Source organism: Sphingobium sp. RS1, from assembly GCF_056156825.1.
Genome location: NZ_JBLZXE010000001.1, coordinates 264843 through 281964, shown reverse-complemented (window position 1 = coordinate 281964; position 17122 = coordinate 264843). Strand labels below are relative to the sequence as shown.

Sequence of the window (17122 nt, the reverse complement as noted above, 5' to 3'; positions counted from 1 at the left end):
GCGACCGGCCGGCGTAAGCCGGCCGCGCCGCAGCGAAAATGCGGAGGCGCCGCGTCGATCGCGGCGGCCAGATCACAAATCGTTGCGGTGGCTCCAGTCGATGATCCCGTCGATACAAGCGCTGAGATGTTCGGGCTGGCCCTGGTAGAAATGGGTCGCGCCCTTGATGCTCACAAATTCCTTGTTCGCAACGGTGAGCGCGTTGTGAATGATCGGATTATGGCTCGCGGGAACCGCGTCGTCCGCTTCATTCTCGATCTGCAGCACAGGGGTCCGATGGATCTTTGTCGCGTTAACGGCAGCCTTGGAGTTGGATAGGTCGTAGGACCATTGCGACAGCCACGAGCGCAGGGTTGAGAATCGCGCCAAACCAGCGGGTCCCACGTTCACCGTGCGTGGATTGCCAAGATAGGATGCCCCCGGCGCGCGTCCATTGGGGTCGATCGTCGGATCAATCCAGCGCACGTCGCACATCGTGCGGTGCGTGACGAAGGCGCGTTCGGTTTCGCCGTCGTTGCGACGACGGAGCGTGGCAAGCATTTCCTCGGCCCAGGCGGTAATTCTGCGATTGCGGGCCCGCTGCCTCTCGCGGAAGGCGGCGATGAAGTCAGCGGTGAATGGTGGTTTGTTCGGGCAGTCCGGACTATAGATATCGAATTCGAGATCGCGCGTGTCCGGGTCGAATTCGTCGATGACGGAGGGGTCAAGCCATTCGGTCAGCACTTCCGCCCGGCTGAGGTGGGCGGCGATGAGGACTATTCCGTCAACCCGCTGCAGCCGCGCTGCTGTCAGGTCATAAAGGTCGCCGGCGGGCGTGTGGGTGATTGTCGGATGTTCAGACTGGGCCGCATAAAACAGCGATAGCGAGCCGCCGCCCGACCATCCCACCAGGATCACCTTTTCATAACCCAGCGACTCGCGCGCGTGGCGCACCCACTGGCCCATGTCGTAGGCGACCTTTTCCATAATCAGCGCACTATCGTTTCTCGGGTAGCGACTCGACGCGCAAAGTACGTGCAACCCCGCATCGGCAAGCGCCTCAGGCATTGGGAGCAGCTGGACCGTGGCTGTGGGGTGCATGAACAAATAGACCGCCTTAGATGGCCGCGCTCTCTGCCGGAACAGCTGGCCTTCCAGCTCGGTCGTGCCCTCGGCGCCCGCAAAACTGTAGGTCTCCGTCATCCCCGGTTGATCGCGGAAGCGAACGATTTCGGGAAGGCGATCCCATAGCGCCTTTGTCGGCAATCCTCTCTCCATGGCCATATCCTTAGTTATCCAACTATAATTGCGTATTACCGTACTCCAGTCAAGGGAAGGGCTTCCCATGCGAAGGGGCGCGCACTGAGCAACCATCCCCTCCCCTGTTTGCCCAAATAGGTAGCGGTTTTCCGTTGTCCTCGGTCACGATAGGTACGTTTTTAGGGCGGTACAGCCTATAGAGCACCTCCGACGGGACCGTCGCTATGGGCCGGAGCGACGCTGCTGGCCGGGTGCCCTGAATATGGCTTGCGTCGCGTTTCCTTTCATATATTACTTAGGTCTCTAATCATTTTTGAAAAGCCGGCTTGCGAGCACGTCCACAGAAGGCGGCCGCCCGGAAGGAGAGGGATGAAAATATGAGACTAACTGCTCTCGCGCCGGTCACGCTTGCGACACTGCTGACCTTGTCCCAAGGCGCATACGCTCAATCACAGACCGCCCAACCAGCTCCGACGCCGCCTTCTGACGCCCCCGCGGCGCAAGACCCAAACGCTGAGGGCGACATCATCGTGACGGCGCAGAAGAAGTCGGAAAATCTTCGCGACGTCCCGATCGCGATCAGCGCGATCAAGGGACAGGATCTCACCGCCCGCGGCTTCACAACGTCGATGGATCTTCCAGATCTTGTTCCAGGTGTGCGCTCAACTACCCCGGGTGGCGGTGCTTATGTCACGACGATCATCCGTGGGGTCGGCCAGCAAGATATCGCGCGTCACCAGGAAGCACCGGTCGCCACCTATGTGGACGGAGCGTATGTCGGCCTCACGTCCGCGCTGACTCAGCCGGTTTTCGACGTCGACCGTGTCGAGGTTCTCAAGGGGCCGCAAGGAACACTGTTCGGGCGCAATGCGACGGGTGGCCTTGTCCAATATATTACCCGAGCACCCAGCCAAGAGTTCGAGGCTTATGTCACGACCGAATATGGGAGCTACGACAAGTTCATGACGGAAGGGGCCGTCGGCGGCAGCCTTGGCGGTGACTGGTCAGGCCGTATCGCATATCATGCCGAAAAGGGTGGCGCATACATCCGCAATCCGATCGGGCCAGACCATAACGGCACAGATGTTCAAGCTGTCCGTGCGCAACTCCAGTATAAGCCCAGTAGCGATTTCCGGGCCCTGCTCAGCGTATATGCAGACCGTTTTCCGGACCAACCCGGCCCTGTCGCGAGCACGACGCGCGCGTTTATCGGGGCGAACGGTAAGCCGGTCGGCGTCACGCCCGGCAATTTTGCCGCGTATCAGAATTTCTGCCGCACGACAGTTGGGACAGTTCCGACCACTTATTCTCCACTCGGTGACTGCGCGGCATCACTGAAGAGCCCTTACAATGTGCCAACCGCCAACTACCTAAAAGTCAACGGAAAATATCTTAACGCCACCGCGACAATCGATTGGACGATTGGGTCCGGAATCAAGCTGACGTCGATCTCAAACTATCAGTACTCCGATCAACTCTACAACACCCAGCTTGCGAGCGGATTCCCGACAGCTATTGTTAATGCAAGCGATTCTGGGAGCCGCCAATATTCCGAAGAGATCAGACTCTCCGGAAAGGTAAGTAATGTTGACTGGGTCGCCGGTCTTTATGGGTTGTGGATCAACAACCATACCGGCGCAAATGTTAATCTAAACGATATACCGTTCTATGGAATCAATCTCAATGCGGCCCTGCATCTGAGAACCACGTCTTACGCTGGATTTGCGGAAGCCACCTACCACTTTAGCCCCAAGTTCAGTGTTATTGTCGGCGGCCGCGTAACCAGTGACCAGAAGCGTGGTGTCAATCAGTCCTCCTGCACGACCAATCCTACGATCCCGGTCAATATTTGCGCAGTGATCGCAGGGGCGTCGCCGGTTCCGCTCGTGCAGTTCGTCGGATTCGACAAGTCAATATCAACGACATCCTGGTCAGGACGCATCGTTGCTCAATATAAACTCGATGAAAATGTCAATGTCTACGCTGGCGTAAACAGGGGCACAAAGGCAGGTGGGTTCAATACCGGTGCAAACGAGCTTTATCCCGTTTCCGTAGCCGAGTTCAAACCTGAGACGCTTGTGAACTATGAGGCCGGTGTTAAATCGAGAATGCTCAACGGAGTGCTCGATTTCAACGGTTCGATTTTCTATTACGATTACAAGAATCTACAAACCTTCTCGACCCAAAACTTGGCGCTCTACGTCTTTAACGTCGACGCATGGGTAAGGGGTGCCGAGTTCGACATGGTTATCCGCCCGATGCGCGGACTTAATTTTTCCGCATCCGCCAGTTATCTCGATTCAAAGGCCAAAAATGTTCCGGTTGGTGCGGGGTTTGCCGACTTTGTGCTCCCGAACGCGCCGAAATTCAGCTCGAACGTCTCGGCCCGCTACGAGTTCGACCTCGGCCCGGGCAAGGCTTCGATTTTCGGAAGCTACGCGAGGGTTGGCCGGCGGAGTACCTCGGCGGTTGATTACGCGATCGAAAATACACCTGCCTACAACAAAGTGGATTTCAGGCTCGGATACGAGCTTGATCGCGTCTCATTTGCTTTCAACATCCGAAATTTGACGAATGCACTTATCTATAATTCCGGTGTTCCTTCTGAGACTATAACTGGATCGGTGTTCAATTCAGTTCTTGCGCCAAGAACTTTTTCAGGATCCATATCTCTTAGATTGTGATCGATCTTCAATTGATCCCAATGGCGTCTGCGGATGATGGCGACTATGCTGCTAGAGGTTTGGTGTAGGCTCCTGGCGGTGCATTATTCACCTTGGTCTGGAAGGAGCCGATATAGGCGATATTGCCTACCCAAGCGTCACAATGACCGCGGCGGCACCCGCAATTTCGGCTGCGGGGCGCAAACCCGGGACCAAGCACGAGTTCAAGGCACCACTTTTTCTCAACCAAGGGGGTATGTCGAGTGCTTGCAGACTATCTAGTCGCCATGTTTCCGGCGGTGAGGTCGAACCGATGACCGAGCGCGCGGATGTAGTCATTGTGGGCGCCGGGCATGGTGGTGGACAGACGGCGATCGCCCTGCGGCAAGCGAAGTTTGCGGGGACGATTGCGCTGGTCGGCGACGAGCCAGAACTGCCCTATGAACGGCCGCCGTTGTCCAAGGACTATCTTGCCGGCGACAAAAGCTTCGAACGCATCATGATCCGGCCGGCCGCCTTCTGGTCGGAACGCGAGATAACAATGCTGACCGGCCGCCGCGTGGTCATGGTCGATCCGACGGATAAAACCGTGGCCTTCGCCGATGGTGGCTCGCTCGGTTATGGCACGCTGGTGTGGGCGACCGGAGGCAGCCCGCGTAAGCTAACCTGCGCAGGGAATGACCTTGCCGGTGTCCATTCCGTGCGGTCGCGTGCCGATGTCGACCGGATGATCGCCGAACTGCCGGACGTTCGCCGCGTCGTGGTCATCGGCGGCGGCTATATCGGGCTCGAAGCGGCGGCGGTGCTGAGCAAGTTCGGCAAGCACGTCACCGTGCTCGAAGCGTTGGACCGCGTGCTTGCCCGCGTCGCCGGTGAACCACTGTCACGTTTCTATGAAGCCGAACATCGCGCGCACGGTGTCGACTTGCGTACCGGCGTCGCGATCGACTGTATCCTGGGTGAGGGCGGCAGGGCGACGGGTGTCCGCCTTGCCGATGGATCGGTCCTCGCCGTCGAGATGGTGATCGTCGGCATCGGGATTATTCCAGCGGTCGAGCCGCTAATTGCGGCGGGTGCCGAGGGCGGCAATGGTGTGCTGGTAGACGCACAGGGGCGCACGAGTCTGCCCGATATTTTCGCGCTCGGCGATTGTGCGGCCCACGCTAACCGTTTTGCCGATGGCGCGACGATCCGGCTTGAATCGGTTCAGAACGCCAATGATCAGGCTAGTGTCGTTGCCCGGACGATCACTGGCGATGCCGCGCATTATGATTCGGTGCCCTGGTTCTGGTCGAACCAATATGATCTTCGCCTGCAGACCATCGGCCTGTCGATCGGTCACGACACCGCGCTGTTGCGAGGCAATCCCGCAACGCGCAGTTTTTCGCTGATCTACCTCAAGCAAGGCCGAGTGATTGCGCTCGACTGTGTCAATGCCGCCAAAGATTTTGTCCAGGGCCGGAAGCTTGTGATCGACGGGCTTTCACCCAAACCCGACAGGCTGACCGACCCCTCCATCCCGCTGAAGGAGCTGATCGCCTGATATCGAGTTCCAGTGGTACTGGGATAACGGATCCACGTGATTGCGGGGTTGCGGGGTTGCGGGGTTGCGGACGGGACCGGGAAAACCCCCGGAGATGCCGGAATCTTTGAGTCCTCGATGAGGGAGACTTCGGAGCGGAGCTTGCCGAGAAGGCTGCTGGCATGTTCGCCCGCATCGACGTGGCCAAGTTACTCGGCGCGACACTGGCGGCCGTCCACAAGCGGCGCCAGTGCGGCCGGACCCTACTTGTAAGGGCTCGCGATCGTTGCGGTCTCAGCTCGCAATTGGAGCAGTTTGTTGCTCGAAATAGCCGACAGTAGAGGCCGGCCCCTGCCCACCCTCGGATGAAGGAAGTAGATCGGCATTGATCACGTCAGCATGGTTGAGCGCCATGCCATGCGAATAGCCCCTGTAGAGCCTCAGCGTGGGTTTCTTCACCAGCTTGGCTGACAGCAAGTTGGCGTGTCGGAGCGTGACCCGGGAAATGCTGGTCAATTCGGCTTGCGCACATCAAAGGCTTGCAAGCCCCGCCGCACGCCGTCTCGGCTACCTACCAGATCGAACCAGGCCTTGAGGCGTCCAAGCCGATCCCATGCCACGCTAGCCTCGCTAGCCCGTGCAATCGTATAGCCGGCGATATCCGCTAGGGTGAAGCGGTCACCGGCCATGTACGGGCCGTCGACCAGGAAACGTTCGGACGCCTCCAGTTTAGCAACGCTGCGCCAGACGAGATAGTCCGCCTCTTTCTCCTTGCCTGCCAATTTCATCTGAAACGCCGCATTGTTCGGGGCAATCACGTCAGTGATGAAGTAAAAGAAGCTTTCGTGAAATCGCGCCCTCCTAATCGCGCTTTTGCCCGGCAGAAGACGTTCGGGCGCTGCGTTGGCGATATGCATCATGATGGCATTGGACTGAGTGAGCACCATCAGCGAGACGCGCCGGTCGACCAGAATCGGAACTTGCCCAGCCGAATTGAGCGCCAGGAAATCCGGCTGCCGATGCGCACCAGCGCGAAGATCGATGAATTGCTGGACGTAGGCCAAGCCTGCTTCCTCCAGCGCGATCGCCGCGCGAAGCGAGTTTCCGGTCCGCGCACCATAAAGTGAGAACGGCGGAGCAATATTCGACCACGGTAGCGGCGGGATAGTCCTGCTGCGGGCGGCGTAAAAGTCGTCCACCTTGAAGCCTTTCTGCCGAGTCAGGGAGGTGTGGGGATCTACAGCGTGGAACTTTATCTTCAGGTCCGTCTGGCTTGCGCGGATGGCATGAGCCAACGGGCGGCGGCGAAGCGTTTCAATGTGTCGCGCGAAACGGTACGCAAGATGCTGTCGTTTTCATCGCCGCCGGGTTACCGGCGCCAGTCCGTACCGCAGCGCCCGAAGCTGGACGGGTTTGTGGCGATCATTGATGGATGGCTTGAGGGTGACCGCAGTGTCCCGCGCAAGCAACGCCATACGGCGAAGCGGGTATTCGACCGTTTGCGCACCGAGCATGGTTTCACCGGCGGCTATACGATCATCAAGGATTACATCCGGGAGCGCGAACAGCGCAGCCGGGAGATGTTCGTGCCGCTGGCGCACCCTGCGGGAGATGCGCAGGCCGATTTCGGGGAAGCGCTGGTGGAGATCGGCGGGGTGGAGCAGAAGGCCTACTTCTTCGCGCTCGATCTGCCGCACAGTGATGCCTGCTATGTGCGGGCCTATCCGGCGGCGGTGGCGGAGGCCTGGGTGGACGGACACGTGCATGCCTTCGCGTTTTTCGGCGCGGTACCGCGCTCGATCGTCTATGACAACGATCGCTGCCTTGTGACGAAGATCCTGCCCGACGGCACGCGGCAGCGTGCCACGCTGTTCAGCGCTTTCCTGTCACATTACGTGATCCGCGACCGCTATGCTCGCCCGGGCAAGGGGAACGAGAAAGGCAATGTGGAGGGGCTGGTAGGCTATTGCCGGCGCAACTTCATGGTGCCGATCCCGAAGTTCCCGACCTGGGAGGCGTTCAACCTGTGGCTGGAGGAGCAATGCCGCAAGCGCCAGCAGGACAAGGTGCGCGGGCAGAGCGAGACGATCGGTGAGCGGCTGCAGCGCGATCTCGCGGCCATGCAGCCTCTGCCCGCTACACCCTTCGAGGCCTGCGATCAGAAAGGCGGGCGGGTCTCCTCGCAATCCCTGGTGCGCTACAGGACCAACGATTATTCGGTTCCGGTGGCCTGGGGCCATCAGGAGGTCTGGATCAGGGCCTATGTCGATGAGGTGGTGATCGGCTGCCGCAGCGAAGTCATCGCCCGTCATCCTCGTTGCTATGCCCGCGAGGAGGTTGTCTTCGACCCGCTCCATTATCTCCCGCTGATCGAGCAGAAGATCAACGCATTCGACCAGGCTGCGCCTTTGCAGGGCTGGGACCTGCCCGAAGCGTTCACGACACTGCAGCGGTTGATGGAAGGGCGCATGCACAAACATGGCAGGCGCGAATATGTGCAGGTACTGCGCCTGCTGGAAACGTTCACCCTCGCCGATCTCCAGGCGGCGGTCGAACAGGCCATCGATCTTGGCGCCATCGGCTTCGATGCCGTCAAGCACCTCGTCCTGTGCCGGATCGAACGCGTACCGCCCAGGCTGGACCTGGACGTCTATCCCTTCCTGCCACGCACCACGGTCGAGAAGACCTTTGCCAGAGCCTATCTGAGCCTGCTCTCCGACCGGCAGGAGGCCGCATGAGCGATCAGGCCCCGGAGATCCTTCTCGCTCACCATCTCAAGGCGCTCAAGCTGCCTACGTGCCTGCGTGAGCATCACAATCTCTCGCGGCAATGTGCCGCTGAAGGCGTCGATCATATCCGCTTCCTCGCCCGCCTCGTCGAGATGGAAATGATCGACAGGGAGCGTCGCATGGTCGAGCGGCGCATCAAGGCCGCGCGCTTCCCCGCCGTCAAAAGCCTCGACAGCTTCGACTTCGCCGCCATCCCCAGGCTCAACAAGATGCAGGTGCTCGAGATGGCGCGCTGCGAGTGGATCGAGCGGCGTGAGAACGCCATCGCTCTGGGGCCATCAGGCACCGGAAAGACGCACGTAGCGTTGGGGCTCGGACTGGCAGCATGCCAGAAAGGACTGTCGGTGGGCTTCACCACCGCGGCAGCGCTGGTCAGCGAAATGATGGAGGCCCGCGACGAGCGCCGTCTTCTGCGCTTCCAGAAGCAGATGGCCGGATACAAGCTGCTCATCATCGACGAACTGGGCTTTGTGCCGCTCTCCAAGACCGGCGCCGAACTGTTGTTCGAGCTGATCTCCCAGCGTTACGAACGCGGCTCCACCTTCATCACCAGCAACCTGCCCTTCGACGAATGGACCGAAACCTTCGGATCTGAGCGTCTCACAGGCGCGCTCCTCGATCGCCTGACCCATCACGTCAGCATCCTCGAGATGAACGGCGAAAGCTATCGCCTCGCGCACAGCCGGGCCCGCAAGGCCAAAACCAGACCCTGAAAATTACACCAATGCCGGGGGGAGTGGCCCTCGGGCTACGCCCTCACGCCACTCCCCCCGGCATGTAACACGATGGCCTGGTTTTACGCCGCCGAATGGCCGACTTTTGCTCCGCCGTTGACAGTCAGCTCCTGATCCTGCAAGGGCCGGTACTGGTGGGCGAAGCCGACACGGCTGAAAAGCTGTGCGTATCGCTCCATGCGCTTTTCGATGCCCGGCATCCCGATCAGGATAAGGCCGATGCCCTGCCGGTCGAACAGGTCACGCAGATATTCCAGCCCCGTGTTGGACAGGCGGTCGGCTTCATCGACGATCAGCAGTTCGACGAAATGCTTCCGGGGCGAAACGACGATCTGATCCTTGGGCCGGACATGCTGATCGATACAGATATCGACCCGATCGATGAGGCGGGGCAGGTCCTGACGAAGCTCGCGCAGCGTGCTGCCGACTGTCGACGTATAGAACACGGCACGCGCACGGGCGAGGTCGGCATATATCTTGAGATCGGACGCCTGCCGCGCACCCCAGGTCATGAGCAGATCGACTGCGCCGTCCCAGCGCGCGTAGCGTCGCGCGGAAAGGGTTTTGCCGACGCCGGCCGTGCCGTGACACAAGCCAATGTAGCGGTGCTTGCGGACGGCGTTGGCAAACTCGGTGAAGCGGCGATGTTCCTGCGTCGAGATGAAGCTGGTGGCGCGAGCGCTGCCGTCTGCCATCACTCGCCCTCGTAATAGGTGCGGAGACGCGGCTTGCTCCGTGTCACCTCGGGGGACGTGGCAGGCGTGGGTTTTGGCGTTGAGGCGCGCACCGAGCCGGAACCCAGCGGGCGCAAGATCGCGGGCAGATAGTCCGCAACGCGGGCCTTCCGCTCTCCGATCTCGCTCCGCAGGCGACGACGATAGGCGATGCGGGCGGCTTGCACGTCCTTGAGAGTGATACTCAGGCCGGCATGGTCGGGGCTGACGGCCCGGCACAGAAAGACGTTGCGATGGAATATCCGAACCTCGCCTACGTCGCGAGGATCGTAGCGGATCGTCACCGGCTCGCCGACATAGGCGGCGAGCGTAGGGTTGAAGTATCGCAGCCCCTCGAAACGGATGCCGTCGCGGTGGACGATGCGCGGCTTGGCGACCATGACCAGCAGCGCGTCCAGTTCCTCCAGCGTTTCCGGCATCCGGGACAGCCAGCCATCGCCGCGCCACGCATCGACGGGCGGTACGCCGATCGCCCTGTGCGGGCGGACGTTATAGGTCGCCACGATGTATGTGCCGATCGCAGCGTCCAGTTCGGGAAGCGTCAGGCGCGGGGGCGATACCGGTTTGCCGTTACGAAGATTGCCCGGCAGTTCCGCCAACAGTTCGGTGTTGATGGTGCGGAACAGCCGCTCGATCTTGCCGCGCCCCTGTGGACGCGCGACGGCAGAGTAGATCAGGCGGATACGCAGATCGGCCGCAGCCTGTTCGAGATGAAGGCTGGTGAAGTCCGATCCGTGATCGACGTACAGGACGTCGGGAATGCCGCATACCGGCCAGGTCGGATCGGCCTTGCGCCAAATCGCCTGTCGCAGCGCGAGCGACGTGTTGAGCGCGGAGGGCGCGCCGAGGAAAACCATGTAGCCTGCTATCACGCGCGAGTGATCGTCCAGCACCGTCGTCAGCCACGGCCGCACCGGGCGACCGCCGGCATCGAGGATCAGGATATCGAGCTGGGTGTGATCGGCTTGCCAGATCGCATTGGGGTGTTCGGCGCGGTGCCGATGCACCAACTCGAACTTGTCGCGGAAGGCGGCAGCACCTTCATGTGCCAAGGTCAGCATCGCCGGATCGATCCGCCGCACGATATCGCGCACGCTGCCATAGGACGGCATTCGCCATTGCCGTTCGCCGACGATGGCGGCGAGACGGCGATGGATGGTCACGATCGATGGCGGCGGTTTGAGCAGCGCCATGCCCTCGATCAGTTCGACTAGTTCTTTCGGGAAGGTACGCTTGCCGGCTTCGGGTCGGGTAGGACGCGCCAGCCCCGCCGGACCATCGGCGCGGTAGCGGGCGAGCCAGCGGCGAGCGGTGCGGAGCGAGATGCCGGCGTCGGTCGCGGCTTGGTCCAGCGGCACCGCATCATGGAGGTGCCGACGGAGCACAGCCATCCGTGGCGCGACTTCGGCACTTCCCGATTCCGACTTACGATCATCGGTCATGGTGATCTGCCCCGTCCGAAAGAGGATCGTTCAGCGGACGGTCGCCAGCTGACCTGTCGAGGCACGGGAAACCGCCAAAAGCCGAGTCTCATATAGATGGTACTATATCTTTTGCGTTGAGGGACCCCTTTACGTTACAGATTTCACCATGACACACACGCTGATCGGCTACGCCCGATGCTCCACCGACAAACAGGACCTTGCCGCCCAACAGGACGCGCTGGTCAAACTCGGCGTCGCGGCCAATCGCATCTACACCGACAAGGGCTTTACCGGGACGAACCGGACCCGCCCCGGTCTGGATCAGGCGCTCGCGGCGGTCCGAAGCGGCGACACGCTGGTGGTGCCCAAGCTCGACCGTCTTGCGCGGTCGGTGCCCGACGCGCGCGCGATCGGCGACGACCTCGCCATGCGGGGCGTAAAGCTACAGCTCGGGGCCAGTGTCCACGATCCGTCCGACCCGATGGGCAAGCTGTTCTTCAACATCCTCGCCACCTTCGCCGAGTTCGAGGCCGACCTGATCCGGATGCGGACCCGCGAAGGCATGGTGGTCGCACGTTCGAAAGGGAAGCTGCGCGGCAAGAAGCCCAAGCTGTCGGATCGCCAGCAGAAGGAGTTGCGCCGCATGTACGACACCGACGACTATTCGATCAGCGATCTCGCCGAGGTGTTCTCGATATCGCGGCCAACCGTGTATCGGACGCTTGGACGCCAATCTTCCGCGCCTGCGGCAAAGCCGGCGTGATCCTACCACGACCGCGCCTAGGTGTTGGCCCCATCGATAGAAGCTATGAGTATAAAGGGGCATCAGTGATCCGCAGAATGTTGGCGTCACCGTTAGCCGGGACGGCTCTGGGGTTGCTGTGCAGCCCTGCGTTCGCCGCCAACAGGCCTGGGGATGGATTCGAGGTAGCGAGCTACAGGCTCGCGCTTACCCCGGACATCGAGAACAGGACCGTCGCGGGACGTGAGAAGATCACGCTACGCGCGACGGTGGATGGCGTCCGGCGGCTGAATTTCTCCGCCAACACTCTCGGCATCGACAGTGCAACCCTCGATGGCGTGGCGCTCGCTCATACTGTGGAAGGCGATGTGCTCGGCTTCGATCTGCCCCGGCCGCTCCGGCGTGGACGCACGGTCAAGCTGGAGTTGTCCTATCATGGCCGCCCTGCACGTGGGTTCGCCGGCTCGGCGACGACGCTCTACACCAGCTATTTTGCCTGCGACTGGATGGTGTGTTCCCAGAACAAGTTCGGCGAGAAAGCGGCCTTCTCGCTCGATCTGCGTGTTCCGGCCGGGATGACCAGCCTGTCAGTCGGCAACATGATCGTGCGGCGACCGGGAGCGGACGGCAGCGAGATCCATACCTGGAAAGCGCCTCGGCCCTACTCGGCCTATCTTTACGGCTTTGCGGTGGGTCGACTCACGCGGGTCAGCGAACGGGTCGGATCAAAAAGGCTCACCTATCTGAGCAACACTGCCGACGCGGGCGAGCTGAAACGACGCTTGGCAGGGACAAAGGATATGGTCGCCTTTCTCTCCGCCAAGGCGGGCATGCCGCTTCCGGTTGCCGACTACAGCCAGCTTCTGGTCGAAGGCGATGAGGCGCAGGAGGCGGCGACATACTCCGTCCTCGGCAGCGATGCGCTGCCGAGGCAGCCAGATGATCCGTCGCAGGATTGGGCCATCGTACACGAACTTACCCATCAATGGTGGGGCAACCTGATCACATGCGAAACCCTCAAGGACTTCTGGCTGAACGAGGGCATCACGACATTCATGACGGCCGCATGGAAGCAGCATCGCTACGGTCGCGCCGCGTATGAAGCCGAACTCAATGAAGCCAGAAGCCGGTTTGAAAAGGCGCGAGCGATGGGTTTTGACAAGCCGCTGGCTTGGAACGGCACCTACCCGACATTGGGCGTCCGACGCGCGATCCAATACAGCAAGGGCGCGCTGTTCATGGCGCAGCTCCGGGTCACGCTCGGCGATGCCGCGTTCTGGTCTGGCCTGCGCCGCTACACCCGTGACCATGCGGGCGGCACGGTCACCAGCATAGACCTAAAGCGGGCGATGGAGGAAGCGAGCGGCCGGGACTTGCGTCCGCTGTTCGCCGAATGGGTGTTCGGCGAGGGCCTTTCGGAAGGGCAGTCGCAATAGCTTGGCCGTGATGACATTTACCGCTGACAGAACCATGCCAATTAGCTCTGACATCCACAGCACGTGTTCGCGCGCTTGCCGTCGGGCCGGGTCTTTCGACCGGCGCGGATCAGGGGCCATTGATCGATGAACGTGCCGTTGCAAAGGTCGAAAGCCATATCGAAGACGGCGTCAAACATGGTGCCAGGATATTGACCGGAGGGCGACGAGTGCCCGGGGCAGGCCATTTCTTCGAGCCGACCGTTCTCGTAGATGTTTCGCCGGATGCTCTCCTATGTCGGGAGGAAACCTTTGGCCCCCTTGCCGGCCTCGTCCGTTTCCAGACAGAGGATGAGGCGATCAATTTGGCGAATGCCACGGACAGCGGCTTGGCGGCTTATGTATACACGCAATCCCTTGAGCGCAGTTGGAAGGTGAGTGAGGCTCTTGAATATGGGATGGTTGGGCTCAACACCGGCCTGATTTCGACGGAGGTCGCGCCTTTCGGTGGGGTGAAGGAATCCGGTCTCGGGCGGGAAGGATCACGATATGGGATCGATGAGTATCTCAATTTGAAATTCGTCTGTCATCAGATCGGTTAGGACGCATCCGATTCCAAGCGTTTCTTTAGAACTGGATTGTCAAAGAGAAACGGCAAAAAACGAACGCGCTGGCTGTTGATGACAGGCCGTTACTACGGTAGCTGAATCGACCGCGCGATTAAGCTCGTGCGACAGTCGAACAACGTAGTGCGTACGAGCTTATCATGGCGAAGAAGACCGACATTATCAACGAATATGAAGCAGCGGCTGTCGCCTTACGCCACCTATATAGCGTCTGTTCGGCAATCCCGATCTGACGACAGGCCTCGTCGGTGGTCCCGCCTCGCCCGACAATCACATCAACCTCACGCAGCTTCGCGATGATCTGTTCCGGCGTAAATCGCTGACGTCCCATATATTTCTCCATTCCTTTCGCCCGCTCGGGCTCTCTTCAGAAATGGACCAATTTTCTCAAGGCAGACCAATTTTATGAAAATCAATCGACCAGCCGCGCAAAAAGTAACGGCCATACTGCGTCGGCGAACAAAAGATCATGGAGGCGCTCAACCGCCAGTGACGTTCATATGGCGTTCGACAGCCGGCTGTGATCGCGCAATGTCGAACTCGTGGCGGAGTGGCTTGGCGGTCATTACGGCATCCAGCGCCGCGTCGATCGCATCCCGGCCACCAACACGCATCGCATCGCGCAGTTCGATGCGCTGGTCGCGGCCGAGACAACCAAAAATGGTGCCAGTAGCCGATATGCGGATGCGGTTGCAGCCGGCGCAGAAATTGTCGGTGAGGGGCGTAATGAAGCCTATCCGCCGACTGGTTTCGGCAACGTCATAATAGCGCGCCGGTCCGCCGGTTCGGTGGAGCGACGGAATCAGGACATATTCGCGCGCCAGCCGACGTTTCACGAGGTCGAGGGGCAGATAATGATTGGTCCGGTCTTCTTCCACCGCACCCAACGGCATCGTCTCGATCAGCGAGAGATCGAATCCCCGTTCGCCGCACCAGCCAACCATTGTTCCGATTTCATCTTCGTTGAGCGCCTTGAGCGCAACCATGTTGATCTTCACGGCGAGGCCCGCGTCTTGCGCGGCGGCGATCCCGGCCAACACCTGGTCCAGGTCGCCGCGCCGGGTGATCGCCCGGAAGCGCTCGTGGTCGAGGCTGTCGAGGCTGATGTTGAGTCTGCGAATGCCATATCGATGGAGGTCGCGCGCGACTGTGGCGAGCTGGGTAGCGTTGGTTGTCATCGTCAGCTCATCAAGGCCGTTGCCGATGTGTTGGCCGATCGCCTCCACCAACCCGACGATGCCGCGACGGACCAGAGGCTCGCCACCGGTCAGGCGGATGCGTCGCACACCTCGCGCGATCAGGGCATCGGCCAGTTCCGCCAGTTCCTCCAGGGTGAGGAGGTCCTGGCGCGGCAGGAACTCCATGCGCTCGGCCATGCAATAACGGCAGCGCAGGTCGCACCGATCGGTGACGGACAGGCGGACATAAGTGATCGTTCGGCCGAAACGGTCGGTCAGGCTGCGCCAAGGCTTCCCTCTATCGGGAGTTGGAGTGGCCGTGAGGCCTTCCCGTTCAGCCATGGCGCACACGTCCCTCCCTGTTCATGGCCTGTTGCCCCTGATCCAGGGATGATGTGGAGGAGTCATCCTTCGTCAGCAGGCTTCGCAGGCAGCCTATCAAATTCGGCAGCGAGATTGGCTGATATGCGCTCGAGGACCGATCGACAGATTTCAACTTCGCGCGGCTCGATGCCAGCAACAGCGACCTTGTTGATGTCGATCGCGTATTGCATCAGCTCCTTTTCGAGCGCACGGCCATGATCTGTAAGAGTAATCCGCAATTTTCGACGATCATCCTTGTCCTTGGCGCGTTGCACCAGCCCTTGCCGAAGCATGGCGTTTATCATGGCGACCGTCGTATTTTCGGTGACGTTAGTCATGTCGCTCAGATATTTTTGGGTCACCCCGTCCCTGAGCCATAGGACACGAAGATAGTACCAGAAACCGGTTTTGAGTTCGCGCTTGGCCAAATAGGCACTCAAGAGCCGATCGAACCGTCGGTGGCAGCGCCGAACCTGATAGCCCAAACTCAGTTCCGGATCGAGTTTGGGGGCGTGCTTCGACATCTGTTCACTCCTGACGGGTTCAACCGATCCTCCACTCGCACAGACGCCGCACGAACGCATCGCAAAACCGTACCCGGCACCCGAAACCCATATTCCTATGATGGTCCTCGGGATATTAAACGTGTCCCGAGGACCATCATGTGAGCAGTAGACTGGCCTCGTGCAGGATGGTTTCTTAGATGCGGAACTCGGCGAAAGTCTCGGGCGCGAACATCTCTTCTATGGTGAGCTGGCGGGGCGACAGGCCCTGCTCGTGATGGTAACGCGTGAATGTCTCGATGACGTGGCGGTTCTTTTCGATGCCATAGGGCCACCATTCCCTGCCCATCGTAGCAATAGTGTCCTCCACTGCGGCGATCTGCCATGGCAACATCGTTTTCAGCGATGCCGACACCAACAATTGTTCATAGCTCAACCGCTGGGCTTCTACGAATGCCTTGTAAAGCGCCTGAGCAATCCATCGATTCTTCTCATACACGTCTCGCCGGATGGCCACGACATGCATGATCGGGAAGATTCCTGTCTTCGCGAAATAGGCTTTTTCAACGTCCACAAAATTGGGGAAGAGGCGCCGAACCTTGCCCGGCTCCGAATAGAAGGTCGACGGCGCCCGCGCAGTATGCAGCGCATCGATCTCTCCATCCGCCAGCATGCGCTTCAAGGTCTGGGTGGGTCCGATCGGCTCGACCTTGAACTTGTCGGGTAGATTGAGCTTCAGCTTCTCCTCGCGCCCCGGCTCCTCTTCACCACCCGTGACGTAGGTGACCGACGCAGGATCAATGCCATACTCGTCCTGCAGGATGCCGCGGATCCAGACCGGAGCCGTCATCTGATATTCAGGCACGCCGATCCGCTTGCCGACGAGATCCTCGGGCTTTTCGATGCCGCTTTTGGCGGAGACGAAAATGCAGGAGTGGCGGAAGAAGCGCGAAGGAAAGACGGGAATGGCGATGAAGCCAGGATTCTCGCGGCCCAGGGTCACGCAATAGGACGACATCGACAGTTCAGCGACATCGAATTCTCGATTGCGCAGCATGCGGAAGAAGGTTTCCTCGACATCCAGAACCTGAAAGTTGAGGTCGATGCCGTCGGGCCGGACCGCGCCCGTCTGGAGGGCTTCGGTGCGGTCATAGCCCCAACAGGCGAGGGAAAGGCTCAGTCTGGTCATT

At 60.3% G+C, this 17122-nt stretch carries 15 protein-coding genes and 1 pseudogene; 7 read left to right on the top strand and 9 right to left on the bottom strand.

All coding sequences use genetic code 11. The annotated features are described in order from the left end of the window. Positions 1-72 precede the first annotated feature (72 nt). On the bottom strand, positions 73-1257 hold the full coding sequence (locus ACNHGR_RS01475; protein ID WP_137903378.1) for an alpha/beta fold hydrolase: 1185 nt from the start codon (positions 1255-1257) through the stop codon (positions 73-75). 359 nt (positions 1258-1616) lie between these two features. Here ACNHGR_RS01475 and ACNHGR_RS01470 point away from each other — a divergent pair, with 359 nt between their 5' ends. Both ACNHGR_RS01470 and ACNHGR_RS01465 read left to right on the top strand, forming a co-directional pair. Continuing rightward, on the top strand, positions 1617-3923 hold the full coding sequence (locus ACNHGR_RS01470) for a TonB-dependent receptor (protein ID WP_458732837.1): 2307 nt from the start codon (positions 1617-1619) through the stop codon (positions 3921-3923). 292 nt (positions 3924-4215) lie between these two features. Then, the gene (locus ACNHGR_RS01465; protein WP_069064527.1) at positions 4216-5445 is read left to right on the top strand and encodes an NAD(P)/FAD-dependent oxidoreductase; all 1230 of its coding nucleotides are present in this window, start codon (positions 4216-4218) and stop codon (positions 5443-5445) included. A 273-nt stretch (positions 5446-5718) separates the two neighbouring features. Here the strand turns inward: ACNHGR_RS01465 and ACNHGR_RS01460 are convergent, their stop codons facing one another. Beyond that, a complete protein-coding gene (locus ACNHGR_RS01460) occupies positions 5719-5940 on the bottom strand; it encodes a hypothetical protein (protein WP_083217028.1) in 222 nt (73 codons plus the stop codon). Beyond that, positions 5937-6623 carry a glutathione S-transferase family protein gene (locus ACNHGR_RS01455; RefSeq protein ID WP_171899179.1) on the bottom strand — a complete coding sequence of 229 codons (687 nt, stop codon included), beginning with the start codon at positions 6621-6623 and terminating at the stop codon, positions 5937-5939. Before ACNHGR_RS01455 ends, ACNHGR_RS01460 begins: the two co-directional genes overlap by 4 nt. A 45-nt stretch (positions 6624-6668) precedes the next feature. On the opposite strand from ACNHGR_RS01455, the gene istA reads away from it, so the two are divergent. Together istA and istB are read left to right on the top strand one after the other, a co-directional pair. After that, positions 6669-8162 carry an IS21 family transposase gene (gene istA / locus ACNHGR_RS01450; protein WP_011950768.1) on the top strand — a complete coding sequence of 498 codons (1494 nt, stop codon included), beginning with the start codon at positions 6669-6671 and terminating at the stop codon, positions 8160-8162. After that, a complete protein-coding gene (istB, locus tag ACNHGR_RS01445; protein ID WP_063142326.1) occupies positions 8159-8926 on the top strand; it encodes an IS21-like element ISSsp5 family helper ATPase IstB in 768 nt (255 codons plus the stop codon). Before istA ends, istB begins: the two co-directional genes overlap by 4 nt. An 83-nt stretch (positions 8927-9009) precedes the next feature. Here the strand turns inward: istB and ACNHGR_RS01440 are convergent, their stop codons facing one another. Continuing rightward, the gene (locus ACNHGR_RS01440) at positions 9010-9642 is read right to left on the bottom strand and encodes an AAA family ATPase (RefSeq protein WP_475283835.1); all 633 of its coding nucleotides are present in this window, start codon (positions 9640-9642) and stop codon (positions 9010-9012) included. Next, positions 9642-11123, bottom strand: coding sequence for a Mu transposase C-terminal domain-containing protein (locus ACNHGR_RS01435; protein ID WP_053085608.1), 1482 nt, complete (start codon positions 11121-11123; stop codon positions 9642-9644). Before ACNHGR_RS01435 ends, ACNHGR_RS01440 begins: the two co-directional genes overlap by 1 nt. Before the next feature lie 148 nt (positions 11124-11271). On the opposite strand from ACNHGR_RS01435, the gene ACNHGR_RS01430 reads away from it, so the two are divergent. The 3 genes from ACNHGR_RS01430 to ACNHGR_RS01420 all read left to right on the top strand — a co-directional run bounded on the left by ACNHGR_RS01430 (position 11272) and on the right by ACNHGR_RS01420 (position 13864). Next, positions 11272-11868, top strand: a complete 597-nt coding sequence (locus ACNHGR_RS01430; RefSeq protein WP_048575153.1) for a recombinase family protein — start codon at positions 11272-11274, stop codon at positions 11866-11868. Between the two features lie 65 nt (positions 11869-11933). Continuing rightward, a complete protein-coding gene (locus ACNHGR_RS01425; RefSeq protein WP_223811145.1) occupies positions 11934-13283 on the top strand; it encodes a M1 family metallopeptidase in 1350 nt (449 codons plus the stop codon). Positions 13284-13306: 23 nt separating this feature from the next. Then, the gene (locus ACNHGR_RS01420) at positions 13307-13864 is read left to right on the top strand and encodes an aldehyde dehydrogenase family protein (RefSeq protein ID WP_475283838.1); all 558 of its coding nucleotides are present in this window, start codon (positions 13307-13309) and stop codon (positions 13862-13864) included. Positions 13865-14078: 214 nt separating this feature from the next. Here ACNHGR_RS01420 and ACNHGR_RS01415 read toward each other — a convergent pair. From ACNHGR_RS01415 to ACNHGR_RS01400, 4 genes and pseudogenes are all read right to left on the bottom strand, one after another. After that, positions 14079-14219: pseudogene (locus ACNHGR_RS01415) on the bottom strand (transposase); the annotation flags it as partial. 148 nt (positions 14220-14367) lie between these two features. Continuing rightward, on the bottom strand, positions 14368-15408 hold the full coding sequence (gene moaA / locus ACNHGR_RS01410; protein WP_051034329.1) for a GTP 3',8-cyclase MoaA: 1041 nt from the start codon (positions 15406-15408) through the stop codon (positions 14368-14370). A gap of 62 nt (positions 15409-15470) precedes the next feature. Further along, a complete protein-coding gene (locus tag ACNHGR_RS01405; protein WP_475283834.1) occupies positions 15471-15953 on the bottom strand; it encodes a MarR family winged helix-turn-helix transcriptional regulator in 483 nt (160 codons plus the stop codon). Positions 15954-16128: 175 nt separating this feature from the next. After that, on the bottom strand, positions 16129-17121 hold the full coding sequence (locus ACNHGR_RS01400) for a PhnD/SsuA/transferrin family substrate-binding protein (protein WP_017184795.1): 993 nt from the start codon (positions 17119-17121) through the stop codon (positions 16129-16131). Position 17122: the final 1 nt, after the last annotated feature.

What these genes read in the sequence shown, in the direction of transcription:
- ACNHGR_RS01465 (WP_069064527.1), top strand. Translation starts at nt 4,216, where the DNA reads ATGACCGAGCGCGCGGATGTAGTCATTGTGGGCGCCGGGCATGGTGGT.
- ACNHGR_RS01470 (WP_458732837.1), top strand. Translation starts at nt 1,617, where the DNA reads ATGAGACTAACTGCTCTCGCGCCGGTCACGCTTGCGACACTGCTGACC.
- ACNHGR_RS01440 (WP_475283835.1), bottom strand. Translation starts at nt 9,642, where the DNA reads ATGGCAGACGGCAGCGCTCGCGCCACCAGCTTCATCTCGACGCAGGAA.
- ACNHGR_RS01435 (WP_053085608.1), bottom strand. Translation starts at nt 11,123, where the DNA reads ATGACCGATGATCGTAAGTCGGAATCGGGAAGTGCCGAAGTCGCGCCA.
- ACNHGR_RS01405 (WP_475283834.1), bottom strand. Translation starts at nt 15,953, where the DNA reads ATGTCGAAGCACGCCCCCAAACTCGATCCGGAACTGAGTTTGGGCTAT.
- ACNHGR_RS01400 (WP_017184795.1), bottom strand. Translation starts at nt 17,121, where the DNA reads ATGACCAGACTGAGCCTTTCCCTCGCCTGTTGGGGCTATGACCGCACC.
- ACNHGR_RS01430 (WP_048575153.1), top strand. Translation starts at nt 11,272, where the DNA reads ATGACACACACGCTGATCGGCTACGCCCGATGCTCCACCGACAAACAG.
- ACNHGR_RS01475 (WP_137903378.1), bottom strand. Translation starts at nt 1,257, where the DNA reads ATGGAGAGAGGATTGCCGACAAAGGCGCTATGGGATCGCCTTCCCGAA.
- istB (WP_063142326.1), top strand. Translation starts at nt 8,159, where the DNA reads ATGAGCGATCAGGCCCCGGAGATCCTTCTCGCTCACCATCTCAAGGCG.
- moaA (WP_051034329.1), bottom strand. Translation starts at nt 15,408, where the DNA reads ATGGCTGAACGGGAAGGCCTCACGGCCACTCCAACTCCCGATAGAGGG.